Genomic DNA, 22,306 nt, shown 5'->3' with positions numbered 1-22,306 from the left:
TGACTGTTTGGTTCTTTATGGTCAAGCATAAAGAACATAAAGAAAACATAAAAATCCCTCAGAAAAGAATGAAAAAAAATAAAGGGGCATAGTCGTATTATCCGATGTCCTTTTATTTTTTATTCCTTGTACGCATTTCTATTTTAAAAACTGTCTATGAAATAGATGGTGTCCCAAAAAACCGTCATCTGACGTAGTGGACTTTTAAAGACTTCCATCCCGTTTTATTTTATGCAGCGACATCGATTTGATTATTTATTAGCGAAACAACTGAGTGATAAACTGTCTGTGGAAGAAACAGCCGAATTGGCCGACCTATTGGAAAATAACGCCGAGTTAAAGGCTGAATATCAATTATTGCAACAATATTGGAATCGCAAGGAAACGCATAATCTACGCGATGAAGTGCTGTTTAAAAGGGTACTGACGAGGATTGAATTACCGGCCACTTTGCCGAACATAAACAGGAAAAGGTCACTGGGGCGATTGACAGCAGCGGCAGCGGTGATGTTGCTGGTGGTTTCTGCAGTATTTTCGTCTTATTGGCTGTGGTCTAACCAAGAACAAGAATTTTCCACCGCGCATCAACAGAAAAGCTGGATGCTGGAGGATGGTACAGTTGTGATACTCAATGCGGCAAGTAGCTTAAAATATCCAAAAACCTTCGATTCGCTGACGCGTGAGGTTTATTTGACCGGTGAAGCTTTTTTTAAGGTGGCGAAGGATAAGAAACGGCCTTTTATTGTACGGACAGAACAGGCGCACTTAAAAGTGCTGGGCACCTCTTTTAACCTACGGGCTTACCCGGATGAGAATAAAACAGAGACAAGCTTGATTGAAGGCGTTGTGGAAGTGTCCTTAAATAAGAAAATGACAAAAACGGTCCGTCTGAAACCATCGGAAAAATTGACGATTTATAGGTCGGCTACAAAGGAATCGCTGCTAGCCAAACAGCAAGTGGAGCGGTCGAATATTTCGTTTTTTCATCCGAAAGATACCCTCTCCATCGAAACCAGCTGGCTGGAGAATAAATTGGTGTTCAAAAACACGCCTTTTGAAGAGCTGGCCCGTACATTGGAAAGAAAATATGATGTGGAAATTGAATTTCAGGGAAAGAGGGCACCTGCCTTGCGCTTTAATGCCGTTTTTGAACAGGAAGATATCGGCCAGATCTTGAAAGCCCTGAAAATGGCCAGCAATTTCGGCTATCAGCAAGCCTCGGATAAAATATTGATATATGATTAAATTTTAACAACCACCTAAAACATGAATAAAATGATACATCCAACCTAAAAAAAGTGAAAGCTGCCCCCGCAGCTCCCACAAAATGTACAATTAAATCAAAATCTACCGGCTTTTTGGCGAAAGCCGGTGCTAACTTAATTATTGTAAAAATATGATTTTTTTTTCGCACCCAAGCGGTGTTATTAGAAAGCCTCGGCTTTTTCAATTACTAATAACCATGAAATTGACTCTCATCCTGCTGTTGCTATTTCACTTACAGGCCTTGTCTGAGGTGAAAGCACAGCGTAAGGTGTCCTTACAGCTTAAATCGGCCAGTATTGCCGATTTACTGAATGAACTGGAAACAAAAACCGAGTTTCGGTTTGTTTTTAATCAGCATGCCGTGTTTACCAAAAATGATGTAAATATATCCGCCGATGAAGAATCGGTTGTGAAAATATTAGATCGGGTGCTGGCCAGGAAGGGCATTTCCTATACGTTATTGGAAAATAACTTGATCGTCATCAACGATCCGGCGCAACAACAAGCAGTAACCGGTGTGGTGGTCGATGAAACAGGTACTCCGCTTCCAGGTGTGAGTGTAAGGGTGAAAGGTGTAAACCGAGGAGCGGTAACGGATGCTAACGGACAGTACCGGGTGGAAATAGCCAATGGTGAGACTTTGGTGTTTTCGTATGTAGGTTATGAAAATGCAGAATTGATTTACAATGGGCAAAGCGAATTGAAAACGGGATTGAAGCTAGCGGCGGAAGGACTGGATGAAGTGGTGGTGGTGGGTTATGGTACGCAGAAAAAAGTGAACCTTACGGGTTCGGTGGCTACTATCAAACAAGAAGATATCAGTAGGCAGCCGGTGGGGCAAGCTTCTCAAGCTTTGCAAGGTCTATCCGCCGGATTAACCGTCACCACCAGTAGCGGCCAGCCGGGCAGAGATCAAGGCGCCTTGCGTATTCGCGGGCTGGGGACCTTAAATGACAACAGCCCTTTGGTATTAATAGATGGTGTTCGTTACGATAATACCATCAGCTTAAATGATATCGACGCCAATGATATTGAGTCGGTATCGGTGCTGAAGGATGCAGCCGCAGCTTCCATCTATGGTGTGCGTGCAGCAAACGGGGTGATTTTGGTCACTACGAAACGGGGGGGCGCCAATAAACCGCAAATTAGCTATGGCAATTATTTTGGATGGCAAGAGGCGATTCGGACACCGGATTTTGTAGGTGCGCAAGACTATATGAAGTTAGTCAATCTGATGTATACGAATTCGGGCGGTTCTGAACAGTTTACGCAAGACCGCATTAATGCCTATAATGACCCCAATAGGGATCTAATCGCTTATCCTGATAATAATTGGTACCGAGATGTTTTGTCGGGATCGGGTTTCCAGCAGCAACATAATATATCGCTCAGTGGCGGTAGTGAAAAAACAAAGTACCGCTTCTCTGGCAATTATTTTGATCAAGCGGGTTTAGTGAAAAGCATGAATTTCGATCGCCTTACCTTGCGCTTGAATACGGACTTTCAGATTTCAGATAAACTTGACTTTAATGCGGATCTCTCCGCACGTATTGCCAATAGGGATGAGCCGCAAGCACCGAGCGGAGATGCCGCTTGGTTCCAGTTCGGCCAGGCTTACTTAGTGACGCCCATCCAATCGAGCAAGGACGAGAATGGTAATTGGCGTGCTTTGCGTGGCGAGAATAATATGTTACGCCTCCAAGAAGAGGGTGGGCTATATAGCTTAAAGGATCAGCTCTACACAAGTAATCTTCGACTTAACTACCGGCCTATTGAGGGAATGACTTTAAGCGCCATTGCTTCGAACAATATGCAAACGATGTATAATAGTCAGCATACGAAACAGTTTACCTACGTTAATCTGGATGCACCGATCGGCCGGAACGATATTCGGAAAATTTATACCGGATATCGCAATGAGAATTACCAGGCTTTGGCCAACTACGAAAAGACCTTTGCTAAACATTATATCAAATTATTGGGAGGTGCTTCTTATTTGAATCAATATACGGATAATTTAAGTGGAATGCGCCTCAATTTGCCAAATGGTAATTTAAGTCAGATTGATGCAGGAGCTGCAGACGGCCAAGTTGCTACTGGTAGCGCCGAACAGTACACCTTGATCTCTTATTTCGGTCGGATCAATTATACTTTCAACGATAAATATCTTTTAGAAGCGAACATTCGTCGGGATGGTTCTTCGCGTTTTTCAGATGGCGAACGTTGGGGATGGTTTCCTTCGGCTTCTGCCGGTTGGCGGATATCGCAGGAAGATTTTATGAAGAACGTTTCCTTTATTCAGGACCTGAAGCTCAGGGCTTCTTATGGTGTATTGGGAAATGATGCGCTCGGCGGCGGAGCCCTGGGGGATAACGTCGATGGGAATTACCCTTATCAATCCAATTACTTTTTAAATAGTTACCCAATTGGTGGTGTACTCTATCAAACCGCTGGTCTTCGAAACTATCCGAATAGCGGACTGACCTGGGAAACCACCAACATTGCCAATTTTGGATTGGACTTTACCCTGCTCAAAAAACTGAATGTTACCTTCGATTACTTCGATAAGAGAACAAAGGACATTTTGTTCAATTTACCCATTCCATCCTCGGTAGGCCTGGAACCGACGGTACAAAATGCGGTTTCTGTTAAGAATACGGGATGGGAACTTGCGCTGAATTACCAAGATCAGGTTGGAAATGAATTTAAGTACAGCATCGGCCTAAATGTATCGGATGTACGGAATGAAATAACAGATCTGAAGGGTGCCGATCAGGTAACGATCAATAGCAATAATATCGCTACCGGAAATTTTGTTGGTAGACCGATCAGTGCATTCTATGGCTATCAGGTAGCCGGTATTTACCAAACGGCTGAACAGGTTGCCCAGCATGCGGTTATTTCTCCGTCCGTTGGACCGGGTGATTTGATCTATGAGGACCTGAATAATGACGGCGTTTTTGATATTGTGAATGACTTTGCTTATTTGGGTAGCAATATTCCTCGTTATAATTACGGAATTAACTTGGGCGCGTCGTATAAGAATTTTGATTTCAGTGCCTTTCTTCAGGGGGTAGGAAAAGTTGATGTGAATACCTTAAACATCGAAAAAGCCAGAGAAAATCTGGATGGCAATATCCGCAGCAATTGGTTGGATAGCTGGACTTCGGAAAATACCGATGCGGCTTTCCCTCGGCTGATTACCTCTGCGGTTAACTATCAGCCGTCTTCATTCTGGATCAGAAGTGGCGCTTATCTTCGACTGAAGAATGTATCGATCGGTTATACGTTGCCAAAATCGCTGTTGGAAAAAACATTTATCAGCCACCTGCGGATTTTCGCGACAGGGCAGAACCTGCTTACTTTTTCTTCTTTACCGAAAGATGTGGATCCGGAAGCACCGAATGACATTCGGTATTATCCGCAGGTACGAACAATCACTTTTGGTTTAAATGCAAACTTTTAATATCCCGCTATTATAATGATACATAAAAGCTATAAAAAAATAATAACAGTCGCCCTTTTATTTTGCATGGCCGGCTGTTCCAAAGATTTAGACAGACAACCCTTGGATAACTTGGGGAATACAACCTATTGGTCGTCTCAAGAGGACGCCGAAAGGGCGGTAACAGAAATTTATCGCTATTTAGGCTCCAATGAGCGTTTCTTTATCTCCTGTGCTACCGATGATAGTTACTCGTGGAGTAACTGGCCGGTAGACATTCAGTTCGTTGCAAATGGGAGTGCTACGCCGGGTACAGGTACTTTCGGCAATTTCTGGAAAAATTTATATCAACAGGTGGCGCGTGCCAATGATGTAGCCGATAATATCGATCGTGTTCCGAACCTTGATGCCGGTGTGAAGGCACGTTTACTTGGAGAAGCGCGGTTTTTGCGAGCGTACGCTTATCAACAGCTTACGGGCCTGTTTGGTGATGTACCCTTGATTACACACATCCAAGCACCGGAAGAGTTTGACATGGCGAAAACACCGAAAACCGAAATTGTTCAATTTATATTGGATGAGCTTAGTGCCATCAGCAATGATTTGCCCGAAACCTACGCAGCAAACGAATATGGCCGTATTACCAAAGGGGCCGCACTGGCTTTAAAGGCACGGGTGGAACTTTATAATGAACGTTGGCAGGAAGCAGCTGAAACTGCCAGGCAGGTGATGGATATGGGGGTTTATCAAATCGACAATAATTATTTGAGCTTGTTTAACGGTGATAATAAGCAGAGTAAAGAAATCATTGTTTCGGCACAGTATTTGGCCAATGTATACCCAAATCCCAATGCCACTTGGATCGGCGCACCGAGCCTTGCCGGTTGGGGTCAGATCGTTCCTTTGAAATCGTTGGTGGATGCCTATGAGTGCGTGGACGGCTTACCGATTGACGAGTCTTCTTTGTATGATGCGAACAATCCTTTCGAAAACAGGGATCCTCGGTTAAAGTTGAGTATCGTTGTTCCGGGTACGCAGGTTAATAATACGGTAATTGATGTTACCAAAGCGGGATCGCCGGATGCCCTCGGACAATCCAATGCTTCTTTCTCAGGCTATTACTATAAAAAATATGTGCCTACAAGTATTAGTGGGGGCTGGGAAACAAGTTCGGCGGCTGATGTTATTATCTTGCGCTATGCTGAAGTCTTATTAACGTATGCGGAAGCCAAAATTGAAAGTGGCCAGATTGATCAATCGGTATACGATGCAATCAATCAGGTACGGCAACGTAATGGGGTCAATATGCCGGCTGCCACGGCAGTTAATCATCCCGATCAAGTTTCTCTAAGGGAATTGGTTAGGCGTGAACGCCATGTTGAATTTCCGGTGGAAGATAATCGCCTATTTGATATCCGCAGATGGCGAATTGCGGAGCAGGTAATGCCGGGCAGAGCCTTGGGAATCTTCAATAATTTCGATAGCAGTCGCAGTGATTATAACAGCTACGTGTTGGTAGAAACAAGGAACTTTAATCCTTCGAGAGATTATTTATGGCCCATTCCGGCAAACGAAATTTCGTTGAATAATAGCATCACGCAAAATCAGGGCTGGTAGTTAGTTGCCAGTTTGGTTATTAGTTATTGGTTGTGAGTTGCCGGTTATCAGTTGCGCGTGATGAAATCAGGATTAGTCAAGTAGAAAAATAGTTGAGTAGTTTAGTCATTTGGTTGTGCGTGATGAAATCACAGGGGGCTCTAGCGCGTTGGGAAGAACGGTCTCATGAAATTGAGCGTCAAAAAGATTTAGGATGGCCCCGGGTAAAAAAATCATGTGAAGAAGCGAAGGGCAGGCCAGCGCGGAAGAGCGGCTCCACAGAATGAAGCTTTCGGCCTAAATCTTTAGCGAAAGTACATGCAGCCTTGACTGTTTGGTTCTTTATGGTCAAGCATAAAGAACATAAAAAAGGTATTGAAAAATTTTATCAAAAAAAGAAGAAAAAAACACCTATTATACAAATGAATTTAAAACAACATCATCTATTTTCTTTCTTTATTATCTATTTCCTATTTCCATTGGGGGCGTTTTCGCAAGGGAATGTGGAAAGGTTTAATTTGATTCCTTTACCGAACAAATTGGAGCGTCAGGCCGGTATTTTTGAATTCCCTCATACCGGTTTAAGCTATTCTTGCTCAGATGAGTCTTTGTTCCAAAATGAACTTCAGTATTTGCAAAAAAAGGTATTGAAACAGACCTTAACCAAAAGCAAATCAAAGGGAACGATTCAATTACTGCTTGATAAGTCCTTGTCGACAGAAGCCTACGGGATGGTGGTGAACAAGGACGGATTGGTGATTAAGGCAAGTACGGCGAACGGTATGTTTTATGGGCTACAGACGCTGCAACAAATGCTGGATCTGAATCCGGCGGATCGGAAGCAGTTACCTTATTTAACGATTGATGATCAACCGGTTTACGGCTGGCGTGGGATGGAACTGGATGTAGCCAGACATTTCTTTTCCAAAGCCTATTTATTGAAATTGATCGACCTGTTGGCTTATTACAAATTGAATACCTTGCATCTGCATTTAACCGACGACCAGGGTTGGCGCTTGGAGATTAAACGCTATCCAAAGTTGACAGAACAAGGGGCTTGGCGACATTTCAATAACCAGGATTCGGCCTGTATGAAGCAGGCCGTCGAAAATCCGGATTTCAACCTGTCGAAGGAACATCTACGCGAGCGGAATGGAGAAGTGGAGTATGGTGGTTTTTATACGCAAGAAGATATGCGGGAAATTATTGCTTATGCCGCAACGCGGCATGTGGAAATCATTCCCGAGATTGATATGCCCGGACATATGATGGTGGCAACACGAGCTTATCCGGAACTGTTGGATAGTACGGCTGCCGGTTGGGGGAAACAGTTCTCTGTGCCGATCTGTGTGGGAAAGGAAGAAGCCTATACCTTTGTGGAAGGGGTGTTGGAGGAGGTGATCGATTTGTTTCCGAGTCGCTTTATTCATATCGGAGCGGATGAAGTAGAAAAGAGTAGTTGGGAGCGTTCACCGAAATGCCGTGAATTGATGGCTCGTGAGGGGATTAAGGATATGCATGCTTTGCAGAGCTATTTTGTGAATCGGGTAAATAATTTTATCCAATCGAAAGGAAAAACGACAATTGGTTGGGACGAAGTGTTGGATGGCGGTGCTGACAGCTCGCTTCGGGTAATGTATTGGCGTGGATGGGTAAAAGATGCACCTTTAAAAGCAGTGAAGGGGCATCACGACCTGGTGATGACACCAACGAATCCCTTATATTTTGATTATTTGCCTAATAAGAGTACGTTAGAGAGCGTGTACGGATTGAAAGTGGTGGGGGATGATATTCCTGCAGATTTAAAACATTTTGTGAAAGGGGCGCAAGCCAATTTGTGGACGGAAACCATTCCATCCACGGATCGATTGGAATTTATGATGTTACCACGCTTAACCGCCTTGGCTGAACGGGTGTGGACGACACAGGCTGATTTTGACACGTACAAGCAGCGTATACTGCATCATTACAGTCTATGGGACGCCATGCAGATCAAATACCGCCAACCGGATCTGGAAGGTTTTGCTGATGAACAGGTGATTGTAGATGGACACGCCGAACTCCGTGTAAGGAACCCGCTCGCAAGTACCAAGGTTTATTATACCACGGATGGAACGGTGCCTGATCGGAAGAGCCGTGTCCTGCCGTCGATATTGAAAATAAAGGAGGCCACCGAGGTTCGCTTTGCCAGTATAAGCAATGGTGGTGCCAAAAGTGAACAATATTTGGTGCGTTTTAAACCCGCTGAATGGCATAAGGGACTGAATGTAAAGGGAAGTGATTTGAAACTTGGTTTGAAGGCAAGTTTTTTTGATGGAACCTTTAAAAATACAAAGGAAATCAGCGGGGCTGTAATGGATGAGCGGGTATTAAAAAATGTAGCCATCAGCGATACGGTTAAGTGGCCCTCGTTTGCAGCTAAAATACGGGGATACATCCGCGTACCGGAAAAGGCACGTTATAATTTCTATTATACTTGCGACGATGGGGGGATTTTATCGATCGCCGATCAATTGGTTGTTGACAATGACGGCCAACATGCACCTATTGAAAAAAGTGGCCAAATTGCCTTGGATGCCGGGTTTCATGCACTGGCGGCCGATTTTATAGAAGCAGGTGGCGGCTTTACCTTGAAGTGCTATTATAGCGTGGACGGTGGTCCAGTAAAGCCGATACCGGATGATTGGTTGTTTTACTAGCCCGACAGGCTGTTATAAATAAAGGCCAATGCACTGCATTGGCCTTTTTATGCTAGTTATTTGATACCGGGTTGTAGCAGCTTATAATTCGTTTTTGCTTTCTCTTTGGCAACCATTTCGCGTACATCGGCCAGGAGTGCTTTAGCGTCGTATACAATACCATCTTTAATGGTATAATTTACGCCACCGACCCGTACGACCTCGTTATTTTCCGTTACTTTAATGACACCTGTGCCATATAAGGTTTTTAAATTAGCGAGTGGATTTTCTTTTACCAGAACAAAGTCGGCCAGTTTTCCTACTTCAATGGTTCCTATTTCTTTTTCCATGCCAAGGGCTTCGGCTCCATTATGGGTAGCCGCCTGAATGACTTCGAGCGGGTGAAAACCGGCTTCTCTTAATAACTCCAATTCATTGGGATAAGAAAAGCCATAGAGATTAAAAATAAATCCGGAATCGGTGCCAACACTAACTCTTCCTCCCCGGTTTTTATATTCATTGACAAATGCCATCCAAAGCCTGAAGTTTTCTTTCCAACGAATTTCTTCTTCTGTTCCCCAATTGAACCAATACGAGCCATGTGCTTCACGGTTGGGCTGGTAGTAGTCCCATAGTTGGGGCATTGTATAATCTTGATGCCATTCTGCCGTACGAGAAGCCATCAGATCGCGATTGGCTAAATAAGCTTTAAACGTAGGATCTATTGTGAAATCAAGTGCAATTAATGTATCCATAACGGCATTCCATTTTGCAGAGAAGGGTTGCGCACTTTGCTGCCATAACAAGCCAGCCTCACCAAATCGATCTTGTTCATTCTGGTAATTATAGTCTAATGAATAGTTCTGCACCTGGCGATCGGTAAACATTGCTTCCGGTAGGCCATACCAATGTTCCATGCTGGTTAATCCGGCCTTTGCACTATTCAGCACATTCCAGTTGCCTACGTAAGTTTGTGAATGATGCATTTTAGAACGCAAGCCTAGTTTTTTATTTTCGTCTAGTGCGGCTTTCATGACGACCGGTGTTTCACCAAAGAACTTAATACCATCAGCCCCAAGCTTTGCATTATTACGTACCCACTCCCGAGCCTGTTCATCGGTGTAGATCGGTTTTGTACTTCCTTGCCCAAACCTGGTGTAAGCCTTAATGCGGGGAGCAGTAATTTCATTATGTTCGCTCCGGAGCTTTTCATGCAATACCCAATCCAGGCCATTAGAACAACCGGGTTCCGCTATTGTTGTTACACCGTGCGCCATGTATAATTTAAAGACGTATTCGGCATTACTTCCTTTATTGGCACCGCCAATGTGCACATGTGCATCTACAAATCCCGGCAGAATATACATTCCTTCAGCCTGTATTTCATGACCATTGGGTTTGAGTTCGGGCCTTCTTTTTGCCGATATAGGTGAACCTGGGCTGCCGACAATATAAACGCCGGTGATTCTGTTCTTCTCTACAACGATGTCTACCGGGCCCGTTGGCGGTGCTAACGTTCCGTTAATTAAGATAGCACCTCGGATAATGAGTTGATCCCAAGGACCTTCTCCTTCGTGTCGATCAGGCGCGTGTGCCGGGGCAGGTTGCTGCGCTTCTGCCATATGGGTAAAACACACCATTGACAGGAAAAACGATACCCACTTTATTTTTTTCATTCGGATAATTATCTAGGGGTGTTAATATCAATTTTATACATAGCAGGCTCGCCTTTTGCCGGTATACTGTTTTTAATGAATTCGCGTAAATCTTCATTTGCTTGGATGAGATCTTCGTGACGCAAATACATCATATGTCCGCTTCGATAGCCTTTCCAATCCATCCTGCTGCGTAGTTTGCCGCTTGGATCGAGTTGCCACATATTGTATTTGGCATTGAAATAATCGCAAGCTCCGTCATAGTATCCCGATTGAACCAACAAATGCATATAAGGATTGAGTGCCATGGCCTGCCGTAAATCTTCGCCGGTATGTTCTGTATTTTCCCCTTCCCGGTCCCACGGCCTTGTATTTCCGGCAACGTAATATTCCAAATCGGTATGGTAATTCAAATAATTGGTGTAATAGAAGGCATTTGCTGGTGTGAAGATATGCTGCCAGGTTGTGTTTTCAGGTGCATAATCGGGCCGCTCACCGGCGTCCATCCGATCGATCCCGAGGTAACGGGAATCTAAGCGTCCAATTGTATAACCGCGGTCTCTTAGGAGTTCTTTCCAAAAGAAGGAGGGAGGTATGATTAAGTTATGTTCGCGTACGACCTTCTCTGATATGCCGGCATAATGGGCAATTTTTGTGACCATTTCATTTTTCTTTGATTCTTCCAGAAATCCGCCCATGGTTAATGCCGGGATGAGTTCATTGATCGTGAAATTTTCCACTTCGGGCAGCACCTCTGTCAAATCCTTTTGTTGAAGATCGCTCGCTAAGCGCTTGTGGTACCAAGCGGCTGCTGCATAATAGGGCAGCATATTTGCTCCTTCTACCGGCCCATCGCGACGAATTCCTAATTTGGTAGGTGATACCAACACGACACCGTTTAAATACATCCAGTGCCTTTGTTGCAATTCGAGCGCTAATCCGGAAACGCGTGTGGTACCATAACTTTCCCCTACCAAGTATTTAGGCGAGGCCCACCGGTTATACCGCGTAACGAATGTCCGGAGCCAATCAGCCAAGTATTTGACATCCTTATAGACACCAAAAAAATCAGCTTCCGGAGTGTCATTCATTGCACGGGAAAAACCTGTATTTACGGGCTCTACGTATACAATATCTGCTACATCCAACAACGAATAGGGATTGTCTTCAATACCGTATGGTTGTATCGGAAAGCCTTCTTTATCTACCTTTACATGGTGCGGCCCGGTATAGCCTAAACGCATCCACAGCGCACCGGCTCCCGGTCCTCCGTTAAATGAGATCACAAATGGCCGATGCAGCGTATCTGTTACATCATTGCGACGGTAATAAGTATAAAATACGCTTGCAATGACTTTCCCACTTTTATCCCAGACGGGTTGAGTGCCGGTTGTAGCTGTAAAAGACACGCGTTGTCCTTTAATGTTTACTTGGTGCCGTGTAGTGACCGCTGAATCCGGATTAATAGTAATATCCTGTGCACTTGCTTTTACACAGAAAAGCCATAAAAATAAATACATTAAATTTTTCATCATCGTTTTGTTTGTTATTTAAGGTTAGCTCACCTTTGGTGTATCTTATTGAGGTTATTTTCTTTGTAAATGAATCCATCGTATTGCCCTATCAATACCGGTCCCAAAAAAGTTTTGTGGTCATCAAATCTCCTCCTATGGCATCTGAAGCTGCTTGCCAGTTGGCTCCATTGAGTGTTTGCTCCGAACTTGGATACAACAGACGTACCGGAACGATGGGGATAAAGCCGTTTGGAGGAGCTTGTAAGTGCGGGAAATCGAGACGGCGGTATTCGGTCCAAGCTTCATAGCCTTGGTTATATAAGGCGATCCATTTTTGCAGCGCGATTTTTTCTTTCCAAGTGCCATCGGCGCTTTGATAAGCTACTGATGACTGCTGCAAATAGGTGTCGGCACCGAATACGCCGTAATATTCAAAGGAGGCGTTGATGGCCTTATTGTAATGTGTTTCAACATCGGCGGCGCTACCTATAATGGTGCGTGCTGCGGCCTCGGCCAACAAAAACTCGACCGTTGCGTAGTCGATAAAGATGGAGGGTACCGTTGGTGTATAAAATAAATTGCCAAAATGTGAGTATTGGCTATATTCTACGGGCTCACCATAAGGAGCGCCCACAAAATCTTGACCTACTTTTGTAAAGAATATATTCCGACGGGGATCGTTTAGGGTATTCATTACCGTTACCAAAGGGGCGGCAGCTACAAAGTCCTGCCGATTGCCGATAGCCAGATCCACATATAAGGGGTTGGTGTTTGGTGTTGATTCCTGATACACTAAGGTTGCATTATCAGCATTTGTGCTGATTAGATTTGAAGCAGCTTGATTAGCAGCTTGCGTAGCCAGTTCGGGAAGTACGTCTACGATACGCATGGCCATCTGCAATTTTAACGAGTTTCCGAATTTTATCCAGGCTGCAGTATTTCCGCGATAAATCAGATCGGAAGTGCCAAAGCCTCCAGCACTTGCATCGAGCTCTCCAATAGCTGTAGACAAACGGTCAAGTAGATCGATATAGATTGTTTCGGCATCGTCATATTTGGCGGTCACATTGTCAATATTTAAGGCCTCGCTGTAGGGAATGTCTCCAAAAGCTTCTACCAAACGGGCGTATGCATACACATTCATGATTTCAATCATCGCCAGCTGATTTTGTTGCTGAATGGTAGCGGCTTCATCAATAGGTTTTTCTGCCGATATATTTTTCTTACTCTCATCTAGATTTTTTAAAACATCCTGGTAGACATTATCCCAATTGAATTGCGCGTAATAATTTGATCCTTCATTATAGGTATTACAGGATGTGTGTTGGGCGAAAAGACGGCAAATCGTAAAAGGTGTACCCGATGAACCATAAGTGAGATCCTGCATCACATCCGCCATTGCCTTTTCGGCATAGGCAAAAAATGTTTCTCCATTGGCTTGCGTGGCGTCCTTGGTGTTTTTATTTAACTCTTCGAGATTTTTTGAGCAAGTACTGAACAAACATATGGCTGCTAATATGCTTGTTGTATGTTTAATAAATCCTTTCATCTGTAAATAATTATCTATCCTTCCTTTAGTAAGGCGGTGACGTTAAAATTGAAGTTTTACGTTTAATCCGAAATCTCTGGTAGTAGGTAGGGCACCTAGTTGATAACCCTGAATATTACCCGCACTTTGTCCTGCTTCCGGATCCGAATAAGGCAGGTTTTTATGAATGATCCATAAATTGGAGCCAATTGCCGAAACGCTCATGCTTTTGATCGGTGTTTTTCGGAAAATTTTAGTAGGTAGAGAATAAGTAAATGATACTTCTCTCAACTTGATATAAGACGCATCGTAGATGAAGAAGCGTTGCGGTGCTCTATTAATCCCAAGCGCGTTGTTGTAAGTGTCCATACGTGTTCTGACGGTATTGGGGGATCCATCTGGAGCTACACCATCCAGAATAATCCCACCTCCATCTGCCAAGGAATTACGCATTGGGTTGCCTAAATCATTCAGTCCGGTAGTATTTACATATAGACCTGAACGATATCCTTGTGCCATATCGCTGGAAAAGATATCACCGCCATGCTGCATATCGATCAGAAAATTTAGGCTGAAGCTTTTATAACGAAGATTATTACTGATACCACCTTTCCAGTCGGGATTCACATCACCGATTACATTATTGAAGTTGCTGGTTCGTTCATATTCGCCCGTAGTCTGATTAATTACCGGCTTTCCGTCAACATAAATGAAATCAGCTCCCATCAAGGTCCCGTAAGCTTCGCCAACGGTTGCATTTAACGTAACGGACCCTCTGAATGACCCTAACTGTAAATTGTTTACGCCTTCGAAAAGTGATACGACTTGATTGCGGTTTCTGGCCCAGTTAAGCTTGATTTCCCAGCTAAAATTGTTTTTACGGATCGGCGACCCGGACAGCATAACTTCTACGCCTTTGTTCTCAATTTCACCGGCGTTTACGAATTTAGAGGTGTAACCTGTGATGGAGGAAACTTCTACCGGAATAATTTGATCTTTTGTATTCGTTTTATAGTAGGAAATGTCAGCCCCTATCCTTCTATCCAAAAAGGAAAATTCAACACCCGCTTCAAAACTCGCTGTAGATTCCGGCAATAACTCGGAATTGTTTTTTACATCATTCACGGCATACAGCGGTATAGACCCAAATGGTACGGGTTTGGTCAGTACGTCCACAAGGCTATTAGCAGGAGCGCTGTTTCCTACTTCGGCGTAATTGAGGCGTAATTTTCCAAAGGAAAGCACCTCGCTTTTAATCAGATTAGAAAACACGAAACTGGCTGCAATGGAGGGATAAAAGAACGTGTTGTTATCAACGGGCAATGTAGAAGCATGATCGCTTCTGCCTGTAGCATCCAGAAAATAAGTGTTTTTATAAGATAAAGAGAGAAGTCCGTAATAACCGTCAACACCAATCTTCTCGGCGATTTCTGTAGGGGCCGCCGGAGGATTGAGGGAATTGGAGATTGCATAGAGACCATCCACGACCAAGCCCCCATTGGTTTCCATATTTACCTGTCGTAGCTCATTTCTGCGTAAATTGGTTCCTAAAACGCCGCTAATATTGAAATCATCGCCAAGGTTTTTATTGAAGTTCAACATTAGATCGGTGTTGATTTCGGAATAATCCATATCTCGGCGGGTATAGCGGCCAACTTGGCCTAAAGTGCCGTTATTCGTTCTATCTTCCTGCATATAAGAGTACGTATCCAGGGAAACCCGCCCGTCTACATTCAGCCAGTCGGTAATTTTAAAATTTAGCCCGGCATTACCATAAAATCGGCTTCGCGTATCCGATTCATAATTTTCATATCGCACCCAATACGGATTATCAATCGTTCCGCCAATGAAATTGGTGAGATTTCTTCCCGTGGTAAAGTAGGCATCTTTCAGTTGTTTAATGTCAACATTATTTTGCCACCACTGACGGACGACAGCAGCGTAGTTTCCACCGCCTGAGCCCGATTCATTTCCTGTCAAGTTACGTCCGACCACATCTGTTTTATTAAAGTTGGCACTTCCGGAGACGGTTAGGCGTTCGCTTAATTTAAAGTTGCCATTGAATGAAAAATTGTTCCGTTTATTGGTGCTATTGGGCATCAAGCCTTTTTGGTAGCTATTTGTATAGGAAAGACGATAGCTTCCACCGCTGGTGCTGCTACCTGAAAAGGCTACATTGTTATTATTGGAAATCGGTGTTTCAAAGAAAGTGATCGGGCCGTTCGCAGGGGCGACCCATGGCGTTGCTTGATGGTAGAAGGCAGATTCGGGATCGAATGCGTTCCATTGATACACGCGTAAATTCGGATCAAATGGTCCTCCAAAGGAGCCATAAACGGCTAGCGGAGAAACTAAATCAAGCTGTCCATCACCATTGACATCCTGTTCGTTAAAGTACTGATTACGGTTAGGACCATAAATCTTTTCATATCCGGCACCATATTCCTGCTGAAATTCGGGCCAAGTCGATTTATCGATAATACCAACTGTGATCCCGGAGCTAACATCGATTGTTTTGATTCCTTCCGAAGTTCCCTTTTTTGTGGTGATAATAATGGCGCCATTAGCCGCTCGTGATCCATAAAGTGCCGTTGCTGCCGCCCCTTTGAGAACATTAATGGATTCAACGTCATCCGGGTTTATGTCGGATGCCAAGTTACCATAATCATACCCTCCACCGGCGCCTTGCTGATCGGCGGAATTGAACGTACTGTTATTGATTGGTACACCGTCTACAACGAATAATGCTTGGTTATTTCCGGTTAATGAGGTATTCCCACGAATCACTACATTGGTAGAGCCACCAAAATTATTGTTTCGCGTTATTTGTACACCCGCGGCCTTTCCTGACAAGTTATTGGTGATATTGCCTGTTGGAACTCGGTTGATATCTTCTCCGCTAACTTCCTGGCTTGCATAACCGAGTGATTTTTTTTGACGTGATATACCTAGCGCCGTCACTACAACCTCATCTAAACCTGTGGCGCTCGACTGTAACTGGATGGTGTATTGATTGGCGCTTCCAACCGCTACGCGTTGGGTTTCATAGCCGATGTATGAAACAACGAGTACAGCGGTGATAGGTGCCGACAGGTGGAATTTACCATTGATGTCGCTTGACGTCCCTTGGTTGCTGCCCTCGATTTTGATTGAAACTGCCGGAATTGGTTGGCCGTCTTCTTTTCCGATCACCAGACCGGTGATTGTTTTCGTTTGTGCTAATAAATAGGGCGTGGAAAGAACACAAGCGAAAAAAAGTAGGAACTTTTTTTTCATTCAAATAATTATCTATGGATGTTAAATATCAATTGTATAGATGAGCTCGTTACACTCGGCTTGTTTTTTAATGGCAATGAAGCTTGCATAAATTGTTAACATTCTTTTATTTATGGCAATTAATGCAGGTTTCATTAGTAAAAAATCAATTCGTTCGCATTCATTTTTTACGCATGAACTCCTTAGCGACTTTTATCGACATACCGCGGTCGAATAAAATGGGAATTTTTAATGCAGTCGGTTCATGGTATTGGATTTGGTATTCTTGTTAATCATTGCAGATGCGACTAGGTGGGCGGTCTGCCTGGAGAAAGGTTCGGAAATAGGTTCGATTTTTGCTGCCAATGAGGGCTACATAATTTAAGATCTAACGTGTTACGTTTCATCGGTTATCTGTTTAAAGGTGACGAAGCTTGCTCATCTTTCCGCTTTATTAACAGCGCTGTTTATCGTTTCCCGTAGACGTAAAGTAAGCGGATGCCCTAGGTTAATGGACGGCTCACAACTGGTTGGCATGGTTTATTGCAATGATAACGGGAAAAAGATAGGTTTACTACTTATATATTGATACAAATAAGCTGTATTTTATCCTTTTTTGTGTTTTGGTTTTTTTTATTTTGTTTTTGGTTGCTTTTTTTAATATTTTTTTGTCTTAAGGTTGAAATTTGTGGAGTTGGAGTTTGTTTTTTTTGGATCAAGTTAAAAAAAGCCTCGATCCGTATGGCGGTCGAGGCTTTTTTAGATATACTGTGCTGATGAGCGAGGTTGGCCTTTGAGGTTAGCCTAAATTTGCATACTAAATTTCTTCAAGGACTTAGTTGTTTGATCAATTGGGTATCATATCATTGAATAGATAAGTTTGCAACATAACAATTAAGCAGATAATGGCTAAGAGGATAAAGCTGTGTTTTAGCGTGTATCGCAGTAATTGTGATTCTTTGCCTATTAAGCCACCTCCAGCTGCTGCTACGGCAATTGATTGAGGAGAGATCATTTTGCCTAATACACCGCCTGATGCGTTGGCTGCTACCATTGTAAGGGGGTTAAGGCCAATGCGAGAAGCAGTTTCATACTGTAATTTTCCGAACAGTGCATTTGACGAAGTATCGGAACCGGTCACGAATACACCCAACCATCCCAATATAGGCGCGAAGAAGGGATAGAAAATACCGGTGTTGGCTAAGGCCAGTGCGAGGGTAAAGGTAATGCCGGAATCGTTGAGAAGATAGGCAAAAGCCATAATGGCTGCAATGGTGAGTATGGCGTAACGCAATTGTTGGCAAGTTGTTTTGTAAATGTTAAGGACTTGCCGGTAGGAGCAACCTGTAAAAGGAATGGAAAGGAGTGAAGCCAATAAAATGGCGGTGCCCGGTGTTGATAGGTAAGAGAGCATGATCTCTTTTGAACCGAAGTTGATTTTCGCTTGGCCCCATTGATCGAGATGCTGTTTCAGGGATGGAATACCCCAAAGGATAATAAACACGGTTAAGAATATAAAGGGCATGAAGGCTCGGCCAAGACCTTTTTGCATTTCTTCCTTTTCTTTAATAGGCCTTCGGGCGCGTAAAAAAAACCACAAAGCGAACAAAGAACCGAGTCCCGCGATGATGTCCGGTAGCGTTGGTCCGATATAGTTTGCCGAGAACCATTGGAGCAAGGCAAAAGAACCACCTGAAATGAGCAGGGCAGGAAGCACCTCCCACATTCGTTTCCGGCCTGCAAAAATAAGAACAAGATACATGGGCATCATCAAGGATAGAAAGGGCAAGGTACGCCCGACGGTCTGCGAGATAGCCATCTCCGGTAAACCGGAGATAGTAGCTAAAACCGTGATCGGAATACCTACTGCCCCGAAAGCGACAGGTGCAGTATTGGCAATCAGGCAGAGGCCTGCTGCTTGAAGGGGCTGAAAACCTAAGCCAACGAGCATGGCCGCCGTAATGGCCACCGGTGCTCCGTACCCGGCGGTCCCTTCTAGGAAGGCACCAAAAGAAAAGGCGACTAACAATAGCTGCAAACGGGGGTCGGGCGTGATGGATGCAATGTACTGTTTGATTTGTTTGAACTGGCCGCTTTCAACACTCAGGTTAAAAAGAAACAAGGCATTGATTACAATCCAGGAAATAGGAAATAATCCATAGAGCATGCCGCTGATACTCGAAATGGCAATGGTTTTCGAGGAAGCGTGAAATACCGTATAGGCAATTATACAAGCGATTGCGAGTGCAAACAAGCTGGCCTGGTATCCCTTCCATTTAGCGAATACCAGGGCCCAAAAGATAGCCAATATGGGTAACAGGGCGGCACCTACTTGGAGAAGGTCTAAGGGATTACTGTTCGGTGAAAGATAAGCGATCATGGAGCTTAGTTTAAGGGCGTGGCTTTTATTAACTTTTTCTTGAATGTGTACGGCATTTGGTAAACCGTCCCTTTTTTATCCATATAGTATAGATGGGAAATGGAGGGTTTTCGTGCATTGCCATCTGCCCAGATTGCATAAAAATCCGATTGTGCATAACGTGGTTTGCGGACATAGCTATGATTCATAGCACTGTGGGCCGTCACTTGTTTTTCTTTTTTCCAACTTCTGCCTTTATCTGTACTGTTCCAAATAGCGATTTCCCCTCCGGGGTTAAAGGCTTGTGGACCATCTATGGTAGGGCCGATAACGGCGATATTTTCTTGATCGAGGTATATTGAACCCATATCGTAGTTGCTGTCGGATTGTGTGATGATATTGCTGATCCAGTCTTGTCCATCATACGTGGATAGGGTCCAATTACGGGGTGCGTTGCGAGGTCCGGCTTCATAACCCTTGCTGGTAATGGTGAGAATATAAGGCTTCCCATGCGCATCGAAATCGATATCCAAGAGATAGCTGTTCAGGTGCTCGGCACTGTAATCATGTACCAATGCCGCATTTTGCTTCTGTTGAAGCGGTAAGGTAACCGGTGTACCCGAGGCCGTTGTCCAGGTTTTACCAAAATCGGATGTTTCGAGGTAATACAAATTGGTTCGATAATTCAATCCTTTACCTTTGGGGTGATAATCAAAGGCAACCCCAATCTTGCCATCTCGCTCGGTACTGATTTGATAATGGCCCTCTTCAATATGGGCCAACACTTGCCACTGGCCCCAGCTATGTCCATCCCGGCTTGTATTGAAGCCGATAACGCGCTGCCCTTTTTCATTATATTTGGTAAACAGGGCAATAAAGCCTTTTTGAGGCAGGTGATATACCTGAAAATAAGAGAAGTTGTCAAAAGCTTTAATTTTACCATTTGCTTGCTCGGTTGCCCGAATGGTATCAAATTGATTAATTTGGTAGGGCTTTTTCGACTTAACGATATAGGAGGGACGCGATCGGCCATGGGAAGTTGAAAAAATCCAGATATATCCTTCGTCGTCAATCGAGATAACCGGGTTGTCGTGTGCGTCGGTCGTTTTTTTGTCTAAGATGATCGTGGGATTTGCTAATTTTTTCTTCTTGTGATCGTAGTAGGATACGTTATGGTATAAGGTGCCGCTTCTATCATCACTTCCGCCGAAACAGAAGAATGTTTTATTTGCTTCGGGGGCATAAATCGCGAAGGGACGATGATTGGCGGGATAGGTAGCCATACCGCCACTGTATTTATAGACATATTCATCGTTAGAGGGTTGGTTCATGTACCAAATGCCCTTAAAGCCATTGGCTTTTTGTTGCAGTAAGGTGGCTTCGGCATATTGGAGATCGGGATGTGTTTTTGTCTGTGCTGAAATCGGATCGGAGAACGAGAAGAAAAAGCTTGTCAGTATCGTAATCAGCAAGCCGTTATATTTTTTCATGGGGTTCATTTTTATTCATTTTGATAATAACGCAGGTTATATAGTAAGACAACGACTAATAGCCCGGATTTTGTGTAATCACATCCGGATTAATATCGATTTGCACTTGTGGTATGGGGAACAGCAACTGATGATCCTGTATACTTTTTCCGGTAGCGCGCATTACTTCCACTGCGCGCCCGGTGCGTACCAAATCGAACCAACGGTGGTTTTCGAAAGCAAGTTCTACCCGTCGTTCATGTGCAAGGGTTTTGCGGAAACTTTCCTGATCAGGGAGTTCTGTACTGCTTAGCGCTGCTAAACCTGCTCTTTCCCGGATGCGGTTGAGTAGTGTGAAGGCCTCGCCATCAGGTGCGTACCCAAGCTCATTTAGCGCCTCTGCTCGCACGAGCAAAATATCGGCGTAACGTAATACCGGCCAGTTATTATCGGCATCATTAGCGGCAAACAAAGCGGGATCAAGGTATTTTTTAATGTAACGTATGGCAACAAATTGACTGCCGTTCTGATAACCATCGGCAATGGAAACCGCGCGTCTTTGGTCATTAGCTTCATATAGGTTCGCTATATCGGCCGTTGGTGTATTTTGTCCGCCTCCCGCTCCGATTGTACTGACTATCTGTCCGGATAAGCGAGGGGAAAAGGCGTTGTTAAAGGGACTGCCGAGGCCATATCCGCCTTTTTTATATTGTACTTCGAATAAAGATTCGGCATTGTTTTTATTTGCGATTGCAAACACGGCTTCATAAGTTGGCATCAGTTGATAAACACCTAAGTCCATCACTGCCTTGGTTTGGTTTGCTGCCTCTTGCCAGTTTTGTAGCGTCAAATAGATCTTGGCCAGTAAACCCCTGGCAGCTCCGGCGGTTGCACGCCCCTTATCAGCGGTGCCATAATCATTTGGCAATACGGAGGCGGCTTGTTCCAAATCTTTGATAAGCTGTTCGTAAATGCTTGCTTGGGGGCTACGCGCAAAGCCATAGCCTTCTTGAACATCTACGATTTCTTTCGTTACCAGTGGAACATCGCCAAAGGTCCGCACCATGTTGAAATACATCAATGAACGTAAAAATAAACATTCGGCTATATAACGCGCTTTAAGTGTTTCATTCATTGCTACCGCGGGAATGCGATCAATAACTGCATTACAGGCGAGTATGCCTTTGTAATGATCATTCCACATGGTATTGAGCATACCGTTATTTGTTAGGGTAGTAAAGGCGTCTATTTGGCTGATATCAATACCTGCCTGCGCATCTAATATTTCGGTATTATCAGAGGCAACTTCGCCAACAGCGTACAATGCGGCACCATATTGCCCGCTTGCCCGTAAAGACGCATAAGCGGCATTTACGGCGTTTAGCATATCTTCGGGTGTACGATAAAAATTAACGGTATTTGTATCCGAGAGCGGAGCCAGATCGAGAAAACCTTTTTTGCAGGAGCTGATGAGTAGGAGAACCCAGGTACTATATAAGATAATCTTTTTCATTTTAATTTCTTGTTTATGTTTCTTCTTT

11 protein-coding genes are annotated in these 22,306 nt (G+C 44.0%); 4 read left to right on the top strand and 7 right to left on the bottom strand.

Annotated elements, in window-relative coordinates:
* The first annotated feature begins 231 nt into the window (after positions 1-231).
* From RYH73_RS18130 to RYH73_RS18115, 4 genes are all read left to right on the top strand, one after another.
* Positions 232-1,245: a FecR family protein gene (locus tag RYH73_RS18130; protein WP_335314873.1), complete on the top strand. Its 1,014-nt coding sequence runs from the start codon at positions 232-234 to the stop codon at positions 1,243-1,245.
* Between the two features lie 217 nt (positions 1,246-1,462).
* A complete protein-coding gene (locus RYH73_RS18125; protein WP_335314872.1) occupies positions 1,463-4,732 on the top strand; it encodes a SusC/RagA family TonB-linked outer membrane protein in 3,270 nt (1,089 codons plus the stop codon).
* A gap of 15 nt (positions 4,733-4,747) precedes the next feature.
* Complete coding sequence (locus RYH73_RS18120; RefSeq protein ID WP_335314871.1) at positions 4,748-6,328, top strand: RagB/SusD family nutrient uptake outer membrane protein; 1,581 nt, start codon at positions 4,748-4,750, stop codon at positions 6,326-6,328.
* Between the two features lie 401 nt (positions 6,329-6,729).
* Positions 6,730-9,006 (top strand): family 20 glycosylhydrolase, encoded by a 2,277-nt coding sequence (locus RYH73_RS18115; RefSeq protein ID WP_335314870.1) that lies wholly within the window; start codon positions 6,730-6,732, stop codon positions 9,004-9,006.
* Between the two features lie 56 nt (positions 9,007-9,062).
* Here RYH73_RS18115 and RYH73_RS18110 read toward each other — a convergent pair whose 3' ends face one another.
* From RYH73_RS18110 to RYH73_RS18080, 7 genes are all read right to left on the bottom strand, one after another.
* Positions 9,063-10,661, bottom strand: a complete 1,599-nt coding sequence (locus RYH73_RS18110; RefSeq protein ID WP_335314869.1) for an amidohydrolase family protein — start codon at positions 10,659-10,661, stop codon at positions 9,063-9,065.
* A gap of 8 nt (positions 10,662-10,669) precedes the next feature.
* On the bottom strand, positions 10,670-12,175 hold the full coding sequence (locus RYH73_RS18105) for a S10 family peptidase (protein WP_335314868.1): 1,506 nt from the start codon (positions 12,173-12,175) through the stop codon (positions 10,670-10,672).
* An 88-nt stretch (positions 12,176-12,263) separates the two neighbouring features.
* Positions 12,264-13,703, bottom strand: coding sequence for a SusD/RagB family nutrient-binding outer membrane lipoprotein (locus tag RYH73_RS18100; RefSeq protein ID WP_335314867.1), 1,440 nt, complete (start codon positions 13,701-13,703; stop codon positions 12,264-12,266).
* A gap of 42 nt (positions 13,704-13,745) precedes the next feature.
* Entirely contained in the window at positions 13,746-16,958 is a 3,213-nt protein-coding gene (locus RYH73_RS18095) for a SusC/RagA family TonB-linked outer membrane protein (protein WP_335314866.1), read from the bottom strand.
* Positions 16,959-17,784: 826 nt separating this feature from the next.
* The gene (locus tag RYH73_RS18090) at positions 17,785-19,317 is read right to left on the bottom strand and encodes an L-lactate permease (protein ID WP_335314865.1); all 1,533 of its coding nucleotides are present in this window, start codon (positions 19,315-19,317) and stop codon (positions 17,785-17,787) included.
* 5 nt (positions 19,318-19,322) lie between these two features.
* Complete coding sequence (locus tag RYH73_RS18085) at positions 19,323-20,786, bottom strand: BNR-4 repeat-containing protein (RefSeq protein ID WP_335314864.1); 1,464 nt, start codon at positions 20,784-20,786, stop codon at positions 19,323-19,325.
* A gap of 55 nt (positions 20,787-20,841) precedes the next feature.
* Entirely contained in the window at positions 20,842-22,278 is a 1,437-nt protein-coding gene (locus tag RYH73_RS18080; protein WP_335314863.1) for a RagB/SusD family nutrient uptake outer membrane protein, read from the bottom strand.
* Positions 22,279-22,306 lie beyond the last annotated feature (28 nt).

Origin of the sequence: Olivibacter sp. CPCC 100613 (genome assembly GCF_036959255.1) — a bacterium.
GTDB lineage: Bacteria > Bacteroidota > Bacteroidia > Sphingobacteriales > Sphingobacteriaceae > Olivibacter.
The sequence above is the reverse complement of the archived record's forward strand: the minus strand, read 5'-3'. Positions and strand labels throughout refer to the sequence as shown.